Annotated in this window: 9 protein-coding genes; 7 read left to right on the top strand and 2 right to left on the bottom strand. The window is 38.3% G+C overall.

The genetic code is table 11. The features are described 5' to 3' along the window. Positions 1 to 353: 353 nt before the first annotated feature. The 3 genes from VEHSUH06_RS09330 to VEHSUH06_RS09340 all read left to right on the top strand — a co-directional run bounded on the left by VEHSUH06_RS09330 (position 354) and on the right by VEHSUH06_RS09340 (position 6488). A complete protein-coding gene (locus tag VEHSUH06_RS09330) occupies positions 354 to 2675 on the top strand; it encodes an autotransporter outer membrane beta-barrel domain-containing protein (protein ID WP_105098664.1) in 2322 nt (773 codons plus the stop codon). 683 nt (positions 2676 to 3358) lie between these two features. Continuing rightward, positions 3359 to 5557 (top strand): autotransporter outer membrane beta-barrel domain-containing protein, encoded by a 2199-nt coding sequence (locus VEHSUH06_RS09335; RefSeq protein ID WP_105098665.1) that lies wholly within the window; start codon positions 3359 to 3361, stop codon positions 5555 to 5557. 361 nt (positions 5558 to 5918) lie between these two features. Continuing rightward, the gene (locus VEHSUH06_RS09340) at positions 5919 to 6488 is read left to right on the top strand and encodes a hypothetical protein (protein ID WP_105098666.1); all 570 of its coding nucleotides are present in this window, start codon (positions 5919 to 5921) and stop codon (positions 6486 to 6488) included. A gap of 341 nt (positions 6489 to 6829) precedes the next feature. Here the strand turns inward: VEHSUH06_RS09340 and VEHSUH06_RS09345 are convergent, their stop codons facing one another. Then, complete coding sequence (locus VEHSUH06_RS09345) at positions 6830 to 8221, bottom strand: YadA-like family protein (RefSeq protein ID WP_105098667.1); 1392 nt, start codon at positions 8219 to 8221, stop codon at positions 6830 to 6832. A gap of 340 nt (positions 8222 to 8561) precedes the next feature. On the opposite strand from VEHSUH06_RS09345, the gene VEHSUH06_RS09350 reads away from it, so the two are divergent. Together VEHSUH06_RS09350 and VEHSUH06_RS09355 are read left to right on the top strand one after the other, a co-directional pair. Further along, on the top strand, positions 8562 to 9623 hold the full coding sequence (locus VEHSUH06_RS09350) for an inverse autotransporter beta domain-containing protein (RefSeq protein WP_105098668.1): 1062 nt from the start codon (positions 8562 to 8564) through the stop codon (positions 9621 to 9623). Positions 9624 to 10139: 516 nt separating this feature from the next. Next, positions 10140 to 12023, top strand: a complete 1884-nt coding sequence (locus VEHSUH06_RS09355; RefSeq protein WP_105098669.1) for an S-layer homology domain-containing protein — start codon at positions 10140 to 10142, stop codon at positions 12021 to 12023. A 259-nt stretch (positions 12024 to 12282) separates the two neighbouring features. Here VEHSUH06_RS09355 and VEHSUH06_RS09360 read toward each other — a convergent pair whose 3' ends face one another. Continuing rightward, positions 12283 to 13947, bottom strand: a complete 1665-nt coding sequence (locus VEHSUH06_RS09360; protein ID WP_105098670.1) for a class I SAM-dependent methyltransferase — start codon at positions 13945 to 13947, stop codon at positions 12283 to 12285. A 640-nt stretch (positions 13948 to 14587) separates the two neighbouring features. Here VEHSUH06_RS09360 and VEHSUH06_RS09365 point away from each other — a divergent pair. Further along, a complete protein-coding gene (locus tag VEHSUH06_RS09365) occupies positions 14588 to 21511 on the top strand; it encodes an ESPR-type extended signal peptide-containing protein (protein ID WP_105098671.1) in 6924 nt (2307 codons plus the stop codon). A gap of 166 nt (positions 21512 to 21677) precedes the next feature. Continuing rightward, positions 21678 to 22466 carry a hypothetical protein gene (locus tag VEHSUH06_RS09370; protein ID WP_105098672.1) on the top strand — a complete coding sequence of 263 codons (789 nt, stop codon included), beginning with the start codon at positions 21678 to 21680 and terminating at the stop codon, positions 22464 to 22466. Positions 22467 to 23126 lie beyond the last annotated feature (660 nt).

The raw sequence follows: 23126 nt of genomic DNA on the forward strand, positions 1-23126 counted from the left end.
TAAGCGCCACAAGTGCACCAAAGGCAATGACAACCGTCATTACCTCTAGAATTATCATGATCAACTCATAATCACTCATAGACAACCCTCCCTTCATTAACGAAGAGAGGCCCAACCTCGCCTGACTATCTTAAATCCATTATATGGCGAACATATAATCGAATCAATAAGAATCTATAAATAGAAATATACAAAAATATATATACGTATACGTTAGTAGTAACTATAGTTACTGCGTTTTATATTGTTATACATGATATGTGGAAAATTTACTTCATATTTACAAATATATAATTGTAAATTATAATTAAATTATTTAATAATAGTTTATATCATGTAGAGAGAGGGTTCTTATGAAACGTGTGAGTAAAACGAACTTATCTTTGGCAATTGCCCTGACGATTGCTAGTTCTGTAGGTCAGTATGCAATGGCGGGGAGTACATTAGTTACTTCACCTACTGGTGCACATATTACTGCAAATAACGGTGGGAAGTTCACGGCTGGTGCAATGACAAACAAAGTATCTACGATTGAGGCAGATACTGGTAGTACAGTTACTATTGATAGAGCAGTGGCTAATATTGGCGATAATAATAAGCCTTTTATTAGCAGTAAAGGTGGCAGTACTGTTACTCTTAAGGAAGGTGTTTATGATGTTCATACTATGAGTACTCCTATTGCAGTAGCTCAAGGTGGTACTGTTAATATTGGCGTAGATGGTAATACAGGCAATTTTATCGGCAAGGACTTATCTTTAGTAGGTGATGTTATTGTTAAAAGTGATCCAAATCATGCGTCTGAGATTAATATTGGTATTGATGGTAAATTGTCACTATGGGACGGTTTAGCATTTAATTTAGCAGATAAAGATGCTAAACATCCAAGCCATATTAATGTATTTCTTGGCGATTATGGTTATTGGGATCATTTCTACCAAGCTGGTTTGCATGAAGGAAATTTAAGTGGTAGTACGCAACCTAGCCATGTACATAGACTTGTAGGCTCCAAGAATCGTAACTATGCGAATGCAGTAATTCAAGATGAGTATAATGAAATTCATATCGATAAGTTAGAAGGTCATGTAAATTTCTTTTACGATATAAATGATGAGTATGGTACTCCAGAAGATCCAGCAAATGCAACACCAACAAAAATCTATAATGGTTTAACGCCAGAGTCCTTCTGGAGTGGAGATATTCATATTACAAGTGCGGCACCTAATGCGTACGCCCATGTATTCTCTAGTCAAAAAGGGCTTGATGTATCCTCTGAGGATAATGTAAATAAAATTTTAGATAACTTGGCTCACAAGATTTACTATCATAACTATGTAAATGGTGAAAGAAACCTTCAAGGTACTGTAGGTATTGCTTCTAATGGTGCTGAGTCTGCACGCTTTAAGGTGTTGACTGAAGGGTATGCTAAGGAAGGCGCTATTACTTGGCAAGCAGATAAAAATGGTCAAGGTAAATACGTATATGGTGAAAATAAACCAGCTCCGGCTCCGAAATCAGAAGTAAAACCAACTCCAAAACCTGAGCCTAAGCCTCAACCTAAGCCAACACCAAAACCAGAGGTAAAACCTACACCGGCGCCGGCACCAAAACCAGAGGTAAAACCAGCACCAGCACCGGCTCCAACACCAAAACCAGAGGTAAAACCTACACCAGCTCCAGCTCCTAAACCAGAGGTGAAACCAACACCGACGCCAGCTCCAAAACCAGAGCCAGCTCCAGCTCCTAAACCTGAGAACAACGGTCATATTCATGTTGTGTTAGGTGATTTTGATACACCTCATATGCGTGGCGCTCGTTCTGCCATCATGAGTAATATCAATGGTTGGAGAACATTGACAGATAATATGTATCGTCCACGTGTATTGCAACAAGGCGAACCAACAGGTATTTGGGCTCGCGTTGGGGGTGGTAAGTATAGCTATACCGCAAAAGGTATCGATACAGATACAACATATACACGCATTCAAGGCGGTTACGATGCTAAAACTAGCAGCGGTTGGACTGTAGGTGGTCAAGTTTCTTACCTTCGTGGCAACGATGATTACGTATTCAATGGTACTGGCAAAGAAAAAGCCTTTGCTGTTGATGCGTACGGCTTGAAAGATCTTGGTAACAACCAATACATCCATATCGAGTCTCAAGTAGGTCGTGCTTCTAACGACTTTACAGTTCGTAATGAAATTGGTGAAAGACTGTCTGGCGAGACTAAAGCTAATGCATACTCTATCGGTGTACGCTATGGTAAAACTGTGAAACTTTCAAATGGTACATACATTGAACCACAAGCACAATTGAGCTACACTCACTTCGGTGGTGACAGCTTCAATGCAGGCAGCATGCATGTAGAGCAATCTGGTGTGAGTAGTACAGCAGGTGGCCTTGGCCTTGAAATTGGTAAAAACTTCGGGGCAGGTAACATCTATACTCGTGTTGGTGTGAACCATGCCTTCTCTGGTACAGTGAAAACTGCGTATACAAGTGGTGCTACTACTAAATACACATCCGAAGACATGAAAGGTACGTGGACTGATCTAGCATTCGGTGGCCGCTATGGCTTCAACGCAAATAACAGTATCTTCGCTGATATTAGCACAGGTCTATCTGGCGACTATAAAGCTGGCTGGTCTGTAAATACAGGATTTACACATAAATTCTAATATAATAGTTACTATATAAAAGTATATGGTGATAAGTACTATATAAATATATAGTACTCATAAAATAAAAGAGTCCCATGTATTGGATGTAACGATCTAATACATGGGGTCTTTATAATATATTTCGTATATTTCTATTAATAGATTCTTATTGATTCGCTTATATGTTCGCCATTGCCTTTGGAGCACTTGTGGCACTTATTTGTCTTGGAAAAGACAAATAGCCCTTCGTTACCAGTAACTGGATAACTGAAAGGCCATTTCATCAATTAACTATAGTTTTGAGATGAGCCCGACGGAACCACTCGCTTGGCTATCTGTTTATATTATAGGGTTTATATCATATATCGTCAAATACGGATACATACTATATAGAATTTACTAATAACAGGCAGTGATCTAGTCACTGCCTATTTATTTTATACTCTAGTTTTATAACTCATCTATTAATATTTTAAATTATTTTAAATAAAATTTGAGAAATTCATTTACAATTCACAAAGAATAGTGTAATATTTTAAACATATTTTAAAAGTGTTGAATGTGAGTTCTTAATAAAGTGAGTATATATCTATCTTTTCTGTCTATTTAGACTAATAAATGAAACTACAGATGTATATTCTTTTATGAAGCAACTTTCACAAATGTGATTGTAATTGTATTTATAGTTGAGGTGTAAGAGGATGAGAGCAAGAAATAAATTTTTATTATCTGCTGTTATGATGACTTTATTGTCATCTACGATGGCTATGCCTAGTACATGGGCTGCAGCAGGTCTTAATTCTGAGGGACGCATTTTTGCAACTACTGCAGATAGTAAATTTAAAAGTACTGGGAATGCGACTGTGAATGGTGTAGTAGCGTCTAATGGTGGTCAAGTTACAATTGGTTCCTTGGATACTCCTAATGCAGATAAATTACCTAAACGCTATCGTCAACCAGCTTTCATTACAGGCATGCTAGATAATAGTTCTATCCAAGTAGATGGCGGTGTTATGGACGTGACTACTGCGCCATGGACGTCTCCATATCCATTAGCTTTTGCGTATAATAGTAAAATTAATCTTGGTATCGATGATGCGGGTACTGTAAAACACAAAGTGTTTAATATGCAAGGTGATGTGCTGGTATCTGATAAAATGATGCCTCCTCATCAAGAACAGCAACCATCTGTGATTAATATCGGTCTCGGTCGTGCACATAACAGTCCTAACCAGTTCTCCGGTAAAGCTGTGAACACCTTAGAGGATAAAGGTGGCGAAATCAACATGACCTTTGATGGTGGCATGTGGAGCCATGATAGCATGGGCGGCTTGGAATCTTTCAAAATTGATGGTAAAACAGAACGTAGTAGTATTAACAATCTCACAGGTACTCGTACGCGCGAAGGTTTCAGCCGTATTTCCCAAGATTCTCGCAGCGATATTCATGTTAACAAGCTAGATGGACATATCAATGTTATTTATGATATGAGCGCAGGTACTGGTCTAAACTTTGGTAAACCAGCTTCTCAAAAAACTGGTCTTGATGCGGCTGACATCGAGGGGGGTAACTTCATCGTGAAATCTGCTACAGCTGGCTCTGGTGTACATGGCTATGTAACAGGTGACAATCTTGATACATCTTCTGAAAGCAATGTAAACAAGATTTTAGATAACTTAGCCCACAAGTTCTATTATGAAAACTATGTAAAAGGTGAAAGAAACCTTTCTAGTACTGTATCCATCGCTTCTAAAGGCATCGTGTCTAGCTACAAAAAAGCGTTGACTACAGATAAAAAAGAAGGGGATATTACTTGGAAAGACGGTAATGGTCAAGGCTCTTATGTAGTGCCAGAACCAAAACCTACACCGACTCCAGAACCTAAACCAGTTACACCTGTGACTCCAGATCCTAAACCAGTTACACCTGTAACTTCAGATCCAAAACCAATTACGCCTGTGACTCCAGATCCAAAACCAGTAAACCCTAATCCTGTTGTTCGTGGTGCTTATGATACACCTCATATGCGTGGTATTCGTTCCGCTGTAGTAGGAAATATCAACGCTTGGCGTACATTAGCTGATGATATGTATCGTCCTCGTGTATTGCAACAAGGTGAACCAACTGGTATTTGGGCTCGCATCGGTGGCGGTAAATACAGCTACTCTGGCAGCGGTATCGACACAGCTACAGATTATACACGCATCCAAGGCGGTTATGATGCTAAAATCAGCCGTGGCTGGACTGTAGGTGGTCAAGTGTCCTATCTTCGTGGTTCTGAAGAATATGTATTCGATGGTTCTGGTAAGGTGAAATCCTTCTCCGTTGGTGCCTATGGTTTGAAAGACCTTGGTAAAAACCAATATGTTCATGTAGAAACTCAAGTTGGTCGCGTATCTAATGATTTCACAGCGCGTAATGAAATCGGTGAAGCTATGTCTGGTGATACAAAATCTAATGCGTACAGCATCGGTGTTCGCTATGGCAAAACATTGAAATATGCTAATGGTTTCTATGTAGAACCACAAGCACAATTGAACTTTACACACTTCGGTGGCCGTAACTTTAATGTCGGTAATGTATTTGTTAACCAATCTAGTGTAAACAGCACTTCTGGTAAAATCGGCCTTGAATTGGGTAAACAATTTGGCAATGCTAACCTTTATACACGTTTTGCAGCAGGTCATGCTTTCACAGGCAATGTAAAAACTGCATTTGCTAGTGGCAGTGTTGCGAAATTAACAGAGCAAGACCTTAAAGGTACTTGGACTGAACTTGCTTTCGGTGGTCGTTATGGCTTTAATAGCAACAATAGCGTGTTTGCTGACGTTGCTACTGGTTTGTCTGGTGACTACCAAGCAGACTGGGGTGTGAATGCTGGCTTTACACATAAGTTCTAAGTATAGATTTATTAAATAATTCTTTGTACAATAGCTAACATATATCAAGCCTCCTAATAGTAGAGTCATGACTTTATTATTAGGAGGCTTTTATAGTATCTTTCATAGAGTTAAGCACATAGCACCTCTTAATTTTTCTTCTAAATTTAAGGCAAAATTATATAGACGAAATACTATGTATCGAGTATACTAATAAAACTGCAAGATACCAGAATCATTATTGATAGATGCTTACTGTATTAATAAATTTACCATGCTTAGTATGGGGATCTCTATGGGGCTAATAGCTCTTAAAGAGATAATATCTAGTGTATGATACATGAAGTAGCTCTGGGGAGGGCGCTTTAAGAGAGGAGAACTTATGAAATTAGTAAAATTATTACCTATGATGGCAATTGCCGGCGTATGTGTTTGTGGTCAAGCTAATGCAGCTCAAGATCCATTGATGATGCCTGAACAAGTATCTGCTCCTATGACTGTGAGCGAACGAGAGGTTTCTCTTGCAGTTCCTAGCGAAGAGGTAAAAGAAGTTGTTTCTGAATTCGTAGCGTTCCAATTGGGTATGCGCGATGCCTTGATTAAAGACGACAATCGCGTCATGTCTGGTCAACAACGTTATACTAATAATGTGTTGTACTATATGAATGTTCGTCGCAGCTGGTACATTACAAGCCATCGCTATAAAAAAGATAGCTATGCTCGTGTAGCATTAGATCGCTTGTACTTGGATTACAAAGAATTCTTCACGAATAACACTACAGTATCTAAAATGAATCAAGCTGAATATGAACGCCAAATCTTAGCTATTCTTGAAAAGAATACTGAAAATATAAATAACAACGAATTGCGTTTCTACATGAACGAAATGGTAATTCACAGCTTGAAACAAGCTATGCGTGACAATAATAATCGCGTTAAACGCATTCGCTAAACAGTAGATATAATTGTAAAAATAAATAAAGAGGTAACGGTATTAGCCGTTGCCTCTTTATTTTTCATAGAAATGTGCAGAAAATCATATAATAGTAGTTTTATTAGGTCTATACTATACCCATGACCGTATAGCGATTTATATATAGACAACCCTTACGTATTATAGATAAATTTACACATAGGTATCCAAATATATGCAATTACTCCTAGATACACAGCAATTACAATCCTTTTGGATACCGTATTCTCTCTCTTTTAGCTATATGGCCGTTGTTAAACAAATAGCCCCCGTAGGTTTTCCTACGGGGGCTTGTTTGTTACCTAGCTGGCTAGCTAGTACTATTTGTCTAATTTAGACATGAGCTGACGTACTGTTTCTTGAAGTTCTCTATTTTGTATTTCTAACGCTTGTACGCGAGTTTCAAGGTTTTGTGGATGGTTCGTCATGTTAGACTTACCAGGTTTATAGGTAATACCTACATTAGCCATAAGATGGCTATTGAGTGTTACACCTGTAGTTAATAATAGATTGTCTCGATGGTAGTAACCAACACCGAGGGCAAGGGCATTGGCATTTTTATAATGGCCATAGCCTGCCATATATTGAATGCGGTTGTCTGGATCGTAGCCCATAGGATGTAGGGCTGCTAACGCTGCAGTGCGAGCATCGCCTTTATTGGATTCGGATTCAATACGTTGTACATTCTGTTCTACACGATTAATAGAGTCGTGTAGTTGTGCATTTGTACTTTGGTTAAGGGTATCGATCATTTGGTGAACCCCATATAATTGGGAGCCGTTGATAGCATCTGTAGAGGTAGCACTTACGCGACCAGCTGCTACGTTTGTAATAGTTCGCTCCTTGTCTTTAGCGCCTATTGATACAGTAGAGATAGGCGTAGTGCCTGCATAATTTACAGTCTTACCATTGTTAAAAGTATAGCTCGATGTGCCTACCACATCGCCATCCGTAGAATCGTTGCCGAGGATAACAGCGTTCTCTAATGCTGTAGTTACATTATTACCCATGACAAAGGTGTTGTTTCCAGAAATGTGATTATAGTTACCAATGCTATAGGAACCACTCGCATCGATGGCATTTTTTCCATATTGACCTTGACCGAATACGCCAGACTCAGTGGCCTTATCGGATAAGGTATTATAAGAACCGATAGCGAGGCCCTTCTTGGCATTGATATTCGTATAATGACCGATGCCGAGGGTAAAATCAGCTTTCACAGAGGAACCAGAACCAATGAGGACGGAATTGTTAGCCGTGCTATTCGCCCCTTGGTAATGACCGAGCCAAACATTTTTTTCCCCTTCAGATTTTTCACCAGATTGGGTACCCATGATAATGGACGTCGATAGTTTTGCATTGTTTGCTGCCATTGCACCGGCAATGACATTTAAATCACCTGTACCTTTTTGGAAGCTTTTACCACCTAAGGTAATATTGCCGCCCCCTTTAGATTGGTTACCGGCGAAGGCACCGATGGCTACATTGTTGCCGTTGGCATTAGCATTGTTTACTACTTGGTGGTTACTAGTTGCGGCACCGGCACCTCTACCGAGCGTAATATTGCCATCATTAGTGAACGTGGTTCCTACAGCCCCTACGTTGCCGTTGTTTTCTACAATGTTTACAGGTGCTACAGGCGCAGCCGATACAATCCCCATAGATAATGCAGAAAACACAATACCTGTTAATACAAAACGTTTCTTACTCATCGCAATACACTCCTTTGCATATTATGACTTCACAAAACTTTCATATAACTTATAGATTCATAATAATACATGAAAATCATGTTGTAAATGAATATTTTGTATATTATGGGTATAAAATACACCATAAACGGATATTTTAGAGAATGTTTATGCAATGGTATAAAAACGTTTAAGTCGAAACGGAAAAGGTTAATCTACATAGAAAAATTTCTTTATAGTTTTGGCTATATATGGTTCTAATTTCTTGACAGTGGTGCCCATTATTCGTTACACTAATATATATTTCATTTGTTGTTCATGAAGTTTATGTGTAGAGAATAATAAAACGTTGTAGAGCGTCATGAAACGTATTATATGTGTAGCCTTGAGTGCCCTTTTGTGTTGTGTGGGTTCCGCAGAGGCAGAGAAGCAACAATTGCATAAGGGGGCAGACCAGTCAGTCCAAAGGGAGCATACCGTTGCAGTGACAACGAGTCCTCGTGAGGAGCACGTCAAAGCGGTAGCTGAGGACTTTCATATTACACCTGCGGCCACACCAGACCATGTGATTGGTGAAGGTGGCCCTCTCGTGATGGATCGCCAAGAGAGCAAGACGGTGCAGTACAGCGACGTAGATGCAGTAAACCGCGCTATCAATGCGGTGGCTATGTCTAATGTATTCAATGCGATGTATGGCGCCAAAGGTAAACCGTGGATGAGACGCACTACGCTGAGCTTCCAGTTCCAAGAGGGATGGAAACCATTGTACTCTGTGGAGACTGTTCAGCCTTTAGGCCATTACGATGATAAGTCGCGCGACGTATGGTTTACGCAGCAGCGCATTTCTCGGGCTTCCGATATTGGGACAACCCTTAACGTAGGCGTTGGGTACCGACGTATCTCGAAGGATGATCGTCGCCTTTATGGTGCTCATCTCTTCTATGACCATCGCTTCTTGCGTCATCACGATCGCCTCAGTGCGGGCCTTGAATATATGTCTGGTGAAAGCGAGTTCCGCTTCAACTGGTACGGTTCTGCCTCTGATGAGCGCGTCCTCGATGCGAACCTTCATAACTTGGAGCGTGTAGCAAATGGTTATACCCTCGAATATGGCAAGACTTTCAAAAATGCTCGTTGGGCGAGAGTCTATGTAGAAGGATACCATTGGAATCAAGAACGTCAGGCCGATAAGAATGGTTTGCGCGTTGGTTCCGAGTTGCAGCTCACACCGCGTGTGTCTGTCGATATGGGCTATAACAAGCCTGAGAATAACTCAGGTGGGGCGTATGGTAAGATTACATTCCGTTTAGCGGGATCTTCTGTAGCTTGGTATGGTGGTAAGCATAGAGTAGAGGGCGCTATGAGCGTTCGTTCCAAAATGCTAAGCCTTGTAAGACGTCATCATACAATCTGGGTTGAGTAATAATTTTTATAATACAACTCATAAAGCGAATAGGACTGCGAGTCATTCGGCTCATTGTTTTTTAATGAAAATTTAATGAAAAACCATCTATTATCTGAGCTTATTAGATGATATACTCAAATAGAGGAAGGTGAGTGTTGGTATTATCTGTTCTTCGAAGAGAATAGCTTTTATTAAAAGCTATTCTCTTAATATGTAGCCCCCCTACATTATGTCGTATGATTATTGTTCATAACTAGTTACTCTCCAGTTACGTTAATAACTATATTAAAGTATAACTTTAAATCTCTCTCTCAATAACAAACTTATATCATACGGCAAGTATCAGAAACCACCTTATCTCCAAATTAAAAGTGGGTAGTTAATCTCTATTGATTAACTACCCACTTTTTAGATATTCATGCTACAATGCTCATATAATACTCATGAAAATATTGTGAATTATTTAGATATTATTTGTAAGAGAGCTGGTAATACTCCTATAGGGAAGTATTTTTGTAAGGAGAGAAGATAATTATGAAAGCAACTAAAATCTTATTAACTACTATGGTGCTAACTTCTATTGCTACCTCAGCATTCGCATCTAATCCTGTAAATATTATTTCAGGGGATGGTAAAAATATTGCCACTGCATTCGGTTATAGAGATGTATATAGATGGGATACGTCGACTGGTGCACGAGTAAAAATCGGTACTGATTTAGAATATATTGTATCATTAAATGAGGATCTAAAAGAAATTAGATCTGCAAAATTTAAAGAGAATGTTGGTCCTTTTGGTGAAAAATCTAATCTAGATATCAACTCTGATATTCTCGTATATACTAAATCAAATGTTGATAATAGCAATTCTGGTACATCCTATCTCAATGCACATGATTTATATTTTCGAACAGATAACCGTAATCATCCAAATCTATCAGCATCTAGCACATTTAGAGCTGATTTAATTAGTATGTTTCAGGATAGTAAAAGTATTAGAATTGCCCCTGGAATGGATGGTATAAAAGCTGAAGACATTTCTAAAAATTATAGTGGATTTGATCACTTAACATCTATCCCTACAATGTCTCACTTAGATAAACGTGGTGAAACTAAGATTGATGGTAGTGTTATTGAGCTTCATAATAAAGCAGTAAATGGTGAAGATGAGCAATTGACTGCTATCGACGGTAAGCACATCAGTTTTAATAAATCTGGTGACTATAAAACTTCTGTGGATGTAGATGGTATTTCTACATTGCATTATGATCAGGGTATGAGCGCATATGCTGGTGGTATTGATGTATGGGGTCACAAAAATGATGATACTACTGAACTAAGAGAAATGTCATTCTCTGTTAGTAAAGTTGATGTAGGAGGTCAGCAAATTCATGGCGTATCTAACGGTGAAGCTGATACTGATGCAGTAAACGTAGCACAACTTAAAAAGGTGAAAGACGAAATCACTGCTGCTACAGGTACTACAACAGTAACGGCAGGTGACCACATTACGGTAACACCAACAATCAATGGTAATAGCCGTGATTATAAAGTATCTTTGTCTAAAGATATTACGGACCAAATCAACAATAATACTACGAATATTGACAAAAATGCAGGAAACATCGCTAAGAATACAGAGGATATCAAAAACATTAAAGGCAATGTAACAGATATTCAAAACAATATTACAAACATCAATAACAATATGAACTCCTTCAAAGGCGATCTTTCCAAGATGGATAAACGTATCGATAAATCTGTAGCAGGTGCTGTAGCGTTGACAGCTTTACATCCACTTGATTTCGATCCAGACGCTAAATGGGACTTTGCTGTAGGTTATGGTCACTATCGCAGTGGTGATGCGGCAGCTATCGGTGCTTTCTACCGTCCTAACGAAGATGTACAACTTAGCATCGGTTCCACAGTGGGCGGCGATGAAACAGTATTTAATGCTGGCTTGTCTGTGAAAGTAGGCGCTCATAGTGGTGTATCTCGTTCTCGTGTAGCTATCGGCAAAGAGGTATTGGCTCTTAAGAAAACTGTAGCTGAACAAAATGCACAAATCCAAAAATTGACTGCATTATTGAACGGCGTAGCTGGTACTAAGATGAAAGCTGACCATACTACATTGTTCCCAGACGTGGCTGCAAACCACTGGGCATATGAAGCAGTAAGCGATTTATCTCGCCGTGGTCTCGTTGAAGGTTATCCAGATGGCACATTTGGTGGTGACCGCTTGTTAACTCGTTATGAATTCGCACAAATCGTATACCGTGCAATCCAAGACGGCGTAACAGTAGATGATCGCCTCGTTACTGAATTCAGCCCAGAAATGGCATTGTTCCGTGTGGACACAGTAGCAAAAAATGCTCAAGATGAACCAACAATTGAACGCGTTCGTGTAAACAAAAAATAAAATAGGTTATTTACATAACAATTGGCTACTACGTAGATTAACACTTCTAGATACATTATGTAGTAGCCAAATTAAATAAGCGTAACTGATATAGATTGAATTGCACTCTATACCAGTTACGCTTTAATTTTTGTGTGATTAAATTTTGAAAGTGAAACTAAGGCTTACTTTTTCTCTTATCAAGTCGCAACTATGTCATACCTTAATTAGAAGTAATGTAATAACTTAAGTAGTGACGTATCAAAATAAAAATGGTGTTCTAAGATTGGTGTCTGAAATAGCCTAGTTCCACTAAATGTTTAATAGACTCATCGAGGTATTGTTCACTTGGTACAATAAATTTTTCACCATCTGCTTTTGTACGAGTGATGGTTAGTGTTTCATCTAAAATCTTAATGAGTTCGTCACGAGTCGTTGGCTGTGCCATTTGTTTCATGACGTACAATAGACCTTCATCTACAGTAGGATCCTCTTGGTTAAACATATTGCCTAAGGTCATATATTGTTTGCCGTTACCTTCGATGAGGGTAGCCACATATCTAATGAATCGCTCTGGGATGTAACTCACATTTTCTACAAATGGTAATTTTTCATATTTTTCACTATACGCATTGAGATGGCCCAAAATGGTTAACAAAAATAGCTGTACGTATAATGTGTCCTTATTGTATTCCTCGTTTGGATGATGCTTAGCCATGTAGTCCACAATATCTTGCACATTAAATTGCTGGAACGTGCGCATAAATTGTTTGAGCGTAATGCGTAGCGCATCTGTCCAATCTGTAGGCGTTCCTGAGCGGTCTTCAAAAGGCGCTGCAAAGTACAGCGTATCAAGGATGTTTTTTTGAACCGTTTCATCTCGCACGATTTTGTCTTTGTTACATGCTTTTGTTAATAAAGACATGCGAAACTGTGTATCATAGACAAAGTCGTAATACTGTTCTTTGTCCTTGTGGTTATCGTTAGCAAGGGCTTTAATATTATCTACTACCTTATCATCGAGCCACGTGATAAAGGATTTTTCGATGCTTTTATCACCGATATATACGCAGCCCTGATGTTCAGCGCGCTCGATAAACTCAGACACATACACAGGATCGTTAAAGGTTTCTAAATATTCATGGCCTACATAATAATCATTAGCCTGTAAGACGCGATTAATATTGTCGATTTTATAACCAGACTGCTCTTGGGAACGTTGATCCATGTTCATTGTTTCGCCAATCAGCTTTAACACATTTTTAGTGTATGCAGTGCGTTCTTGCAGTGATTGATACTTACATTGCTTTTCAGAGTAGAGCATAATATCGCGCATTTGCTCTAATCTCTTCCAACCAGGATACGTGTTGTAGGACACATAAGCAATACCGCGGTTAGATAGATTGCGATTACAAATGCTGAGGATTTTATCCTTAACGCTGTCAGGCACCCAAGACCAGATGCCGTGAACAATAATGTAATCGAAGGTGCCAAAGTCATCACCGATGTCCATAATATCTTTTTCTAACAAGGTCACATTGGTGAGCCCCATGGATTCGATTAATTCATTACCGTGTTTAATTTGTACAGATGATAGGTCGATGCCTGTGAAAGTTGCCTCTGGATAGTACAGCGCTTGTGGAATGATATTGCCCCCACAAGAGGAGCCTAGTTCAAGCACACGAGCCCCCTTTATTGGTGCCGGATCGAGACCGTAGATGCGCGCCGTTGCAATTAATGAATTGATAGAACAATTAGCAAAGGCTTTAGATACATAGAGGAAATCATCATAAGAGTCTTTTAACGCTTCAATATCCGCTTGGTCAGTAGACGCTTGATGCGGTGGAGGGCAAATAGATTGCCCTTCGTTGCTATTGCCTTTTAGTATGCCTTCTGTATTTTCTTTATATATACCTTTATATGTTTCTTTTGGTTGTGTATCCATGGTAAATCCTCATCGTTACTATATGGTCTAATTTTACCTCATTATAGTTAAGTATATCATAACTTCTATTATATATAGGCTATAAATCGATAAATATTTCACAACTACTTCATATATAAAATAATAAATGAAAAATTAGTGAAATAGTGTACAAAAAGCTATAAGATTATAAAATAGAAATTCTTCTATGAACCATATTTTATAGATAATATATAAATACGTTTTTAAATCGATAAAAATCAATGAGATTAAATCTATTAATCGTTTATTTATAACTTACGTTAATGTGAATATTGAAAAAAGCTGTACTGCATAGAGAAAAATAGATTAAGCTTTATAAAATAGAATTAAAACACACAAAAAATGAGTAAAAAAACACTCGTATATTAAATTTTGTTTAATAAAATAAAGGTTCTAACAATAAACCTTATGAATTATGATAAAAACATGAAGGAAACTATTTACAAGATTTTCGATATATGATATTCTGTTCATGACACAAAATGAAAACAATATGAAAGACACTCAGAAAGCCATTAATTATGGGATATTTGGTCTTTTAGTCTTTTGTATTTAATGATTATTAATTATTTATAAGGATTGTAATTGTGTCTAGTTTAAGAAAGGGGTTCATAGAAATATGAATAAGATCTTTAAAGTAGTTTGGAGCAAATCTAAAGAATGCTACGTAGTAGTTTCCGAAGTTGCAAAAAACAATGGTGGTAAGAAAAAAGCTTTAGCTAGCGTATTAGCTGGTTTGGCAATCATGGGTGCTGCTGCACAAATGGGTACACCTGTACAAGCGGGCTCTAACACGAATGGTAATAATATTAATGTTTGGTCCAATCAAAGAGTTGATACACCTGTTCCAGGTGGCCCTGGTGTAACAAATACAAATACACAAAATACTGCAGGTGATAACTCTGTTACTATTGGTCAACAATTAACAACAGGTACAGGAGCTGTAGCTGTTGGTAGATTATCTACTGCTTTAGGTGATCGTGCTGTAGCTTTTGGTGAAGAAGTTCACGCTAAAAAAGAAGATACTATTGCTATTGGTAACAAGAATAACTCTAATACTGGTGGTGGTATTGCTATCGGTAAAGGAAACTTGGCAGATTCAACAAACAATGGTAGTAAAACTGATGGTAATCGTGGAGATCAAAACTCTCAAATTGCTATTGGTCGAGATAATAAAGCAACACATATTGATACAACTGCAATTGGTCGAGAGGTGACATCTAGTGGTACTGCTGCAATTGGTTTAGGTTCTCGTGCTGAAGCTTCTGGTGACTATGCAATTGCCATTGGTGGTGGTTCAACATCTACAAAAATAAAAGCGGCAGATTATGCTATAGCTATTGGTACTCAAGCACAAGCAACAGGTGCTCGTTCTGTTGCTCATGGTGGGGGCGCTAAAGCAACCGCTGAAAGAGCGACTGCATTAGGTTATAAAGCTGATGCTGGTGTTGTTGATGGCGTAGCTCTTGGTTCTAATTCCAAAGCAACTACTGCAGCAGGTGTGGATGGTTATAATCCTGCTGATAGCCGTACAAATACATATGCTGGTTTATCTGGTAATGCAAAAACATCTACATTAGCAGCTGTTTCTGTAGGTGATGGTTCTATTGCGACTCGTCAAATTACAGGCCTTGCAGCAGGTAAAGAAGATACTGATGCAGTTAACGTAGCTCAATTAAAAAACGTTAACTTAAAATATGCTGGTAATAGTGGCAGTGGCGATGTGTTGTTGAATAATGGTACATTAAACCTTAAAGGTGAAGGCCTGATTTCTACAACTGCTGATGCTAGTGGTGTTACTGTTAAACTTACAACAGGTGATACTATTACTAATAATAATGGTAAAGCTGTAGCTCCTGCACCTAATGGTGTTGCTACAACTGATAATGTGGTACAAGCTATTAATAAAGCTGGTTGGAATGCAAATGCATCTGCTAATGGTGGTACGTTAACTGGTTCTGCTACTGCAACTAAAGTAGTTCCTGGTGATACAGTAACTTTCAGTGCAGGTAAAAACCTTACAGTAGAACAAACATTAGGCACTAATACTCAACAATATACATATGGATTGAGCTCTACGCTTAAAGACATTGAAAGCATTCAAAATGGTGCTACTAAAATCACATTGAACAATGGTGGTGGTACAACTATTTCCGGCGGTAACTTGAGCGTAGATGGTAATAAAATCACTAACGTAGCTCCTGGTACAAATGATACTGATGCAGTTAACTACAGCCAAATTAAAGGTTTAAGAACTGAAGTTAAAGCTGGTGCTGGTGTAACTGTAACTCCAAGCAAAGGTACTGATGGTCATGATATCTACACAGTATCTGCTAATGCAACAGGTGGTGCAGCTTCTACTGAAAGCGTAGTTAAAAAAGCAGCTGCAGCTGGCGATAAAAACATTGCTGATGTTTCTGTTGCAGGCGGTAAAAATGTAAATGATCCTGGTGCTCAATACGAAGTATCCGTTTCTAAAAATGCTGTTAAAGATGCAGCTCGTGAAGCAGTAACAGTAAATAATGGTGGTAACACTGATAATCCTATTACTGTAACACCTACTGATGATGCAACTAACCATAATACTACTTATGCAGTAACATTCGATGGTAATAAAGCAGCTAAACAAATTCCGTTGACTTACAAAGCTAATGGCACTGGTGATAAAACAGTTACATTAGATAAAGGTTTAGACTTTACTAATGGTACAAATACTACAGCAGAAATCGGTAACGATGGCGTTGTTAAATTCAATTTGAAAGACAATGTAGCTCTTACTAATGCTGGTTCCTTGACTGTTGGTGATACTAAAGTTAATAACGATGGTCTTACAATTACTGGTGGCCCATCTGTAACTAAAACTGGTATTGACGCTGGTAATAAAAAAATCACTAATGTTACAACAGGTACAGCTGATACTGATGCAGTAAACGTAAAACAATTAAAAGATACTGAAAAACACATCAAACCTGATACATATACAGTAGCAAATGATGGCTCTGTAACATTAAAATATGTTGATGGTAATGGCACTGAACAAACTGAAACAGCTAAAATTACTGGCATTGCTAAGAAGTCAAAAGTTGTCAATGGCGAAAACACAACTGTTGAAGAAGGTACAGATGCAACTGATAACAGCGTAACTTATAAAGTAAACGTAAAAGGTGATTTAGCAAATATCTCCTCCATCACAAATGGTGCAGGTTCTGGTAAAATCTCCTTCGCTGGTAATCAAGTTGTAAACGTTGAAGGTGACCATGCTATTTCCTTAAACGGTAAAGATGGCTATGTAACTGGCTTACAAAACAAAGATTGGGATATTACTAACCCAACTATTGTATCCGGTCGTGCAGCAACTGAAGACCAATTGAAAACAGTAAGCGATGGTTTCAACAACACTGTTAAATTAGCTGGTAACACTGGTAATACAGATACTCAAAAATTGAGCCAAGCTGGTGGTTTGAGCTTCGGTGTAGTTGGTGCTAACAACGGTCAATACATCAAAACAACTGCTTCTGGTACAGATGTAGTAGCTGACTTGTCCGATGACGCAAAAGCTAAATTAAACCATACCGTTGAAGTAGCACCTGGTTCTAATAATGTAACAGTAACTACTGATACAACTGATCCTAATAAAACAGTTTATAAAGTAGCAGTTGCTAACACTACTACTGGTGCAGCTTCCACTGAAAGTGTAGTTAAAAAAGCTGATGCAGCTGGCGACACTAATATTGCTGATGTAACTGTTGGTAATGGTAAAAACTCTGGTGACCCAGATGCTCAATATGAAGTTAATGTTTCTAAAAATGCTGTTAAAGATGCAGCTCGTGAAGCAGTAACAGTAAATAACGGTGGTAACACTGATAATCCTATTACTGTAACACCAACTGATGATGCAACTAACCATAATACTTCTTATGCAGTAACATTCGATGGTGATAAAGCAGCTAAACAAATTCCATTGACTTACAAAGCTAATGGTACTGGTGATAAAACAGTTAAATTAGATAAAGGTTTAGACTTCACTAATGGTACAAACACTACAGCAGAAATCGGTAATGATGGCGTTGTTAAATTCAACTTGAATGACAATGTAGCTCTTACTAATGCTGGTTCCTTGACTGTTGGTGATACTAAAGTTAATAATGATGGTCTTACAATTACTGGTGGCCCATCTGTAACTAAAACTGGTATTGACGCTGGTAATAAAAAAATCACTAATGTTACAACAGGTACAGCTGATACTGATGCAGTAAACGTAAAACAATTAAAAGATACTGAAAAACACATCAAACCTGATACATATACAGTAGCAAATGATGGTTCTGTAACATTAAAATATGTTGATGGTAATGGCACTGAACAAACTGAAACAGCTAAAATCACTGGTATTGCTAAACAAGATCTTTCCAACATCGATAATGCAGGTAAACAAGTAATCACTGGTCTTGGTACAGTTGTTAAAGCTGGTGACAACGTAACTGTTACTGAAGCATCTGATGCTACAACAGGCCAAAAAACTTACACTGTAAATGCTGTAACTCCAGCAGTTTACACTAAAGCTGATGGCACTAAAGTAGTTAAACGTCCAGATGGTACTTTCACAACAAACATTGACGGTTCTGCTGGTAATGATGTTCCTGCAAGTGACGTTATCGTATCTTTCCAAGATGCAGCTGGTAACACAATTGGTGGTAACTCCATCGTAAATAACGTTGGTTCTGCTATCGACAAAGCTGGCACATCTACTGGTGATACATTCTTAACTAACCTTAATAATGCTGCTACTGATAATCCATTCGCTGCAGTTAACGTAAGAGATCTTAAATCTACTGCAGATGCATTGAAAGCATCCGAATTGCATATCGCTCCTACAGCAGTTAAAACTGGTAGCACTGAAGCTAAAGGTGGCGAAGTAAAGGGTACTGAAAACGTATACAAATACGATGCAGCTACTAAGAAAGTTACATTGACTTACAACGATGGTAACGGTAAAGCTGTTACTGATACAAAAGCCGTTATTGACTTCTCCGACTTGAATGTTCCGGCAGGTGGCAATAACTACGGTTTCAAAGCTAATGCAACTGCAAATGGTGGTACAGTAGCTAATGATACGGCAACTCCTGCAACAGCAACAGCTGTTGAAAACGGTGGTACTATTAACTACGCAGCAGGCAAAAACTTGACTGTAAAACAAGATATTGATGCTACTAACAAAACTCATACATATACATACAGCTTAGACAAAGATTTAACTAACTTGGATAAAGTTGTAGTAAATGGTAAAGATGGCGTAGCAGGTAAAGATGGTGTAACTATCGTTGGCCCTCAAGGTGCTACTGGCGCTACTGGTATTCCAGGTACAAATGGTATCGATGGTAAAGTTGGTATCACTGGTAAAGACGGTAAAGACGCTGTATCCATTGCTGGTAAAGATGGCGTTGGTACAATCGGCTTAACAGGTCCTCAAGGTCCTGCTGGTACAAACGGCAAATCTGTAGATATCTCTACTGAAAATGGTACAAAAACATTAGTTAAACCAGAAGCAAACAACAATGATCAATCTCAACGTATCGTATACGTACCAAAAGATGCTAATGGTAACCCATTGAAAGATGCTGATAACAACGATATTAAACGTGAAGTAGCAACTATGGATGATGGCTTACGCTTCACTGGCAATAATACGTCCACTGAAAACAAACAAAAACTTGGTTCCTTAGTTAAAGTTGAAGGTGAAGGCGTTACAGAAGCACAAGCTAATAGCTTCCAATCTGCAGCTGGTAATATCGCAGTTGTAGCTGATGGTGCTGACAAATTAACAGTTAAGTTAAATAAAGACCTTAAAGATCTTACAAGCGTAACTACTGATAAAGTAACTACAAAAGAAATCGGCTTAAAAGATGCAGCTGGTAATACTACTACAATCAAGAAAGATGGCGACCGCATTACATACACTAATGAGGGTGGTACAACTAATAAAACAGTAGCAACTCTTGATGATGAAATGCACATCAAAGATACTACATACACTGTAGATGGTAACAAAAAAGTAACATTAACATATGTAGATGGTAATGGTACTGATGTAGCTGGTAAAAAAGCAATCATCGACTTGTCTGGCTTGCCTGTAGGCGATAAAGATACAGATATGCGTATCAAAGAAGGTAACTACACTGCTACAAATGGTTCTGTAACATTGAACACTGTTGATAAAGACGGTAACCTAGTAACTGGTAAAGACGTAGTTATTAAAGGTATTAATACTAATAACTACCAAGCTGGCGACAACGTTACTTTCACAAACAACGGTGTGGATGCAAACGGCAATCCAATTGTAAAAATCAATGCTGAAGTATCTACTGAAAAAGTAGAAGCTAAAGCAGTAGCAGGCAATTTGGCTAAAGTAACTGGTAAAACAGGTACTGCTAAAGGCGAAACTTATGAAGTTGCTGTTACTAAAGATGATGTAGAAAATAACGCTGAAATTTCCTATAAAGCTAACAATGGTACAGCTCAAAAAACTACATTGGCTAAAGGCTTGAACTTCACATCTGATGACAACTCTGTAGCTATTACTACTGGTGCTGATGGTAAAGTTAACTTCAAAGTTGATACTACTGGCATCCAAGGTAAAGCGTTCAACCTTGATGTAAACAAAGAAGGTACTGGTAAAGTAGAAAACGCTCAAACTGCAGCGGCTACTCCTTCCGTAGAAAAAGGTACTAAATTCGTAGCTGGTAACAACTTGTCCATCCGTCACGATGGTATCAATGGCGATGCAAACTACGATCACCAAGTAACTTACGCATTGAATAGCGACCTTAAAGGTATTACTTCCATTACTAACAATGGTGGTGCTACTATGAACTTCGGTCCTAGCGAAGTTTCCATCACTGGTGGTAACCTCAACATGGGTGGTAACAAAATCACTAATGTTAAAAATGGTACAGACAAATCCGACGTTGCAACTGTAGGTCAATTGACTAAAGTTACATCCAACGATAACACTGTAGCAATCAACAAAACTACTGATGCTGATGGCGCTCCAGTTTATGATCTTTCCGTACAAGGCGGTGGTCGTGACCCACGCGTTGATCAATTGGGTGAAGAAATCGGTCGTGTAGGTGCACAAGGTGCAGCTCTTGCAGCATTGAAACCTATCCAATACGATCCATTAGAACCAACTCAAATCATGGCTGGTTATGGTAACTACCGTGGTAACTCCGCTATTGCAATGGGCGTTGCTCATTACAAAAATGAGTCCACATTGATGCATGCTGGCGTATCCTGGGCTGGTGGTTCCCGTCACATGATGGCGAACGCTGGTGTAACTTGGAAAGTTGGTAACCGTGATAGCGAAGCTGCTGTAGCAGATCGTTACCGCAAAGGTCCTATCAGCTCTGCTTATGCAATGCAACAAGAAATGGCATCCGTTAAAGCACAAAACGCTGGATTAAAAACTGAAGTATCTGATTTGAAAGCTGAAAACGAACAAATGAAAGCTCAAATTGCTGCTATGATGGCAAAACTTGGTATGTAATCATTTGTGAGTACACGAATTAAATACATGATGGATGATATGCGCTGCCTAGCGTAGCGCGTATCTCCCCATATTATTTGTGAAAGCATTGCTTTCAGATATGAATGTAAAATAGGTGTGAAAGATACTTTCACCATAATCTAACGATAGAAAAGAGGAATATAGAATGAAAAAATCTACATTACTTGCTTGTGCAGCGGCTCTTGTTATTTCTACAGGTGTTGTAGGTGCACAATCCGCTCCAACATATGACGATAACTTAATTTTGCGTAACCCAGTATCTGCACCTGCATTGAGCAACGTAGTATTGGTTCCTGTGGCTAGCCCACAAACAGTGGCTGCTGTTCATGACTATGTAAAAGCTTGGCAAAATGCAGAAATCAACATCGCAAAAGCTAAAGTGAAATACGAAAACCATGAACGTATGACAAAAGCTGAAAAAATCTGGTTACATTCCTACGACAAACACAACTATGCTGACTACTTCCGTACACATTCCATCGGTCGTGTACATGGTCAAGAAGTGTTCTTGAACTGGAATGGTGAAAACCGCAATAAAAACGAATACGAATATTTCGAAATGCCTAAATACAATGAAAAAGATGGCTTCACTAATAGCTATGGTTACAATGTATTGCGCGGCATGACAGATCGTATCAACGAAATCATCCAAAAACAAAAAGAAGTTGGCGGTCCTATGACTGATGACGAAGCACAAGCATTGGAAGATGCTATTTTGGATGTAATGGCTAAAGACCAAGAAAACGTTTCTAACGAAGAACTTCGTCACTACATGAACGAAACAATTTGGTTCGCAGCTAAACAAACTGTAAAAAATAAAGCAAGTGAAGAACCTACAGTTCAAGATGAGCACGTAGTAGATCTTCGCGAAGCTATTAATCGTCCAGCTAACCAAGAAGTTAAAAAAGTAGACTTGCGCGCTGCGATTCAATAATTTTACTGTAAGCATATAACTCTTAGGCTAATACCCCCTAAGAAGTTCTAGCTGTGTGTACAGATGCAATATCTGTAACATAATAATAACTACATATGGCCCTTATATAGGACATATAAGGGCCTTGATGTACCCTAGAACCCCGACTAGGTACACAATCCTTATGCAAAACAACGCCATCCTTGGGATGGCGTTGTTTTTATATTATGGACTTAATACTATCTCTTAACGATCTACAAAGCACTTAGATACCCCAAAGGGCTGTAACAGAATGCGGTAAAACAGTATTCTGTTACAGCCCTTTTTATAAACAAATATAAATAGAATCGTATATATTCTAATATTTATTTATTTTTGTTAAGTCTTGTTATGTCCATTAAATACTTTATATACTGAATTATTGATTATATTCGATTTATATTATTTATAAAATATAATATGAAGATTACATGGTTGTTTCTATAGAGTTTAACATAATATAAACTAATAGCACTTTTGTAGTGCTCGGAATAGTGGCAATTTTATATAAATGAATTATATTGTATATAATAACTATATTATAATAGCTGTATTTATGAGGCGTGAGAATATAAATACACGTAAAATAAACTCTAGTTTATTTATTTTATAATTCTAAAATTTATTTTAACGTTTTCAAGA

Source organism: Veillonella sp. S13053-19, from assembly GCF_002959835.1.
GTDB lineage: Bacteria > Bacillota > Negativicutes > Veillonellales > Veillonellaceae > Veillonella > Veillonella rogosae.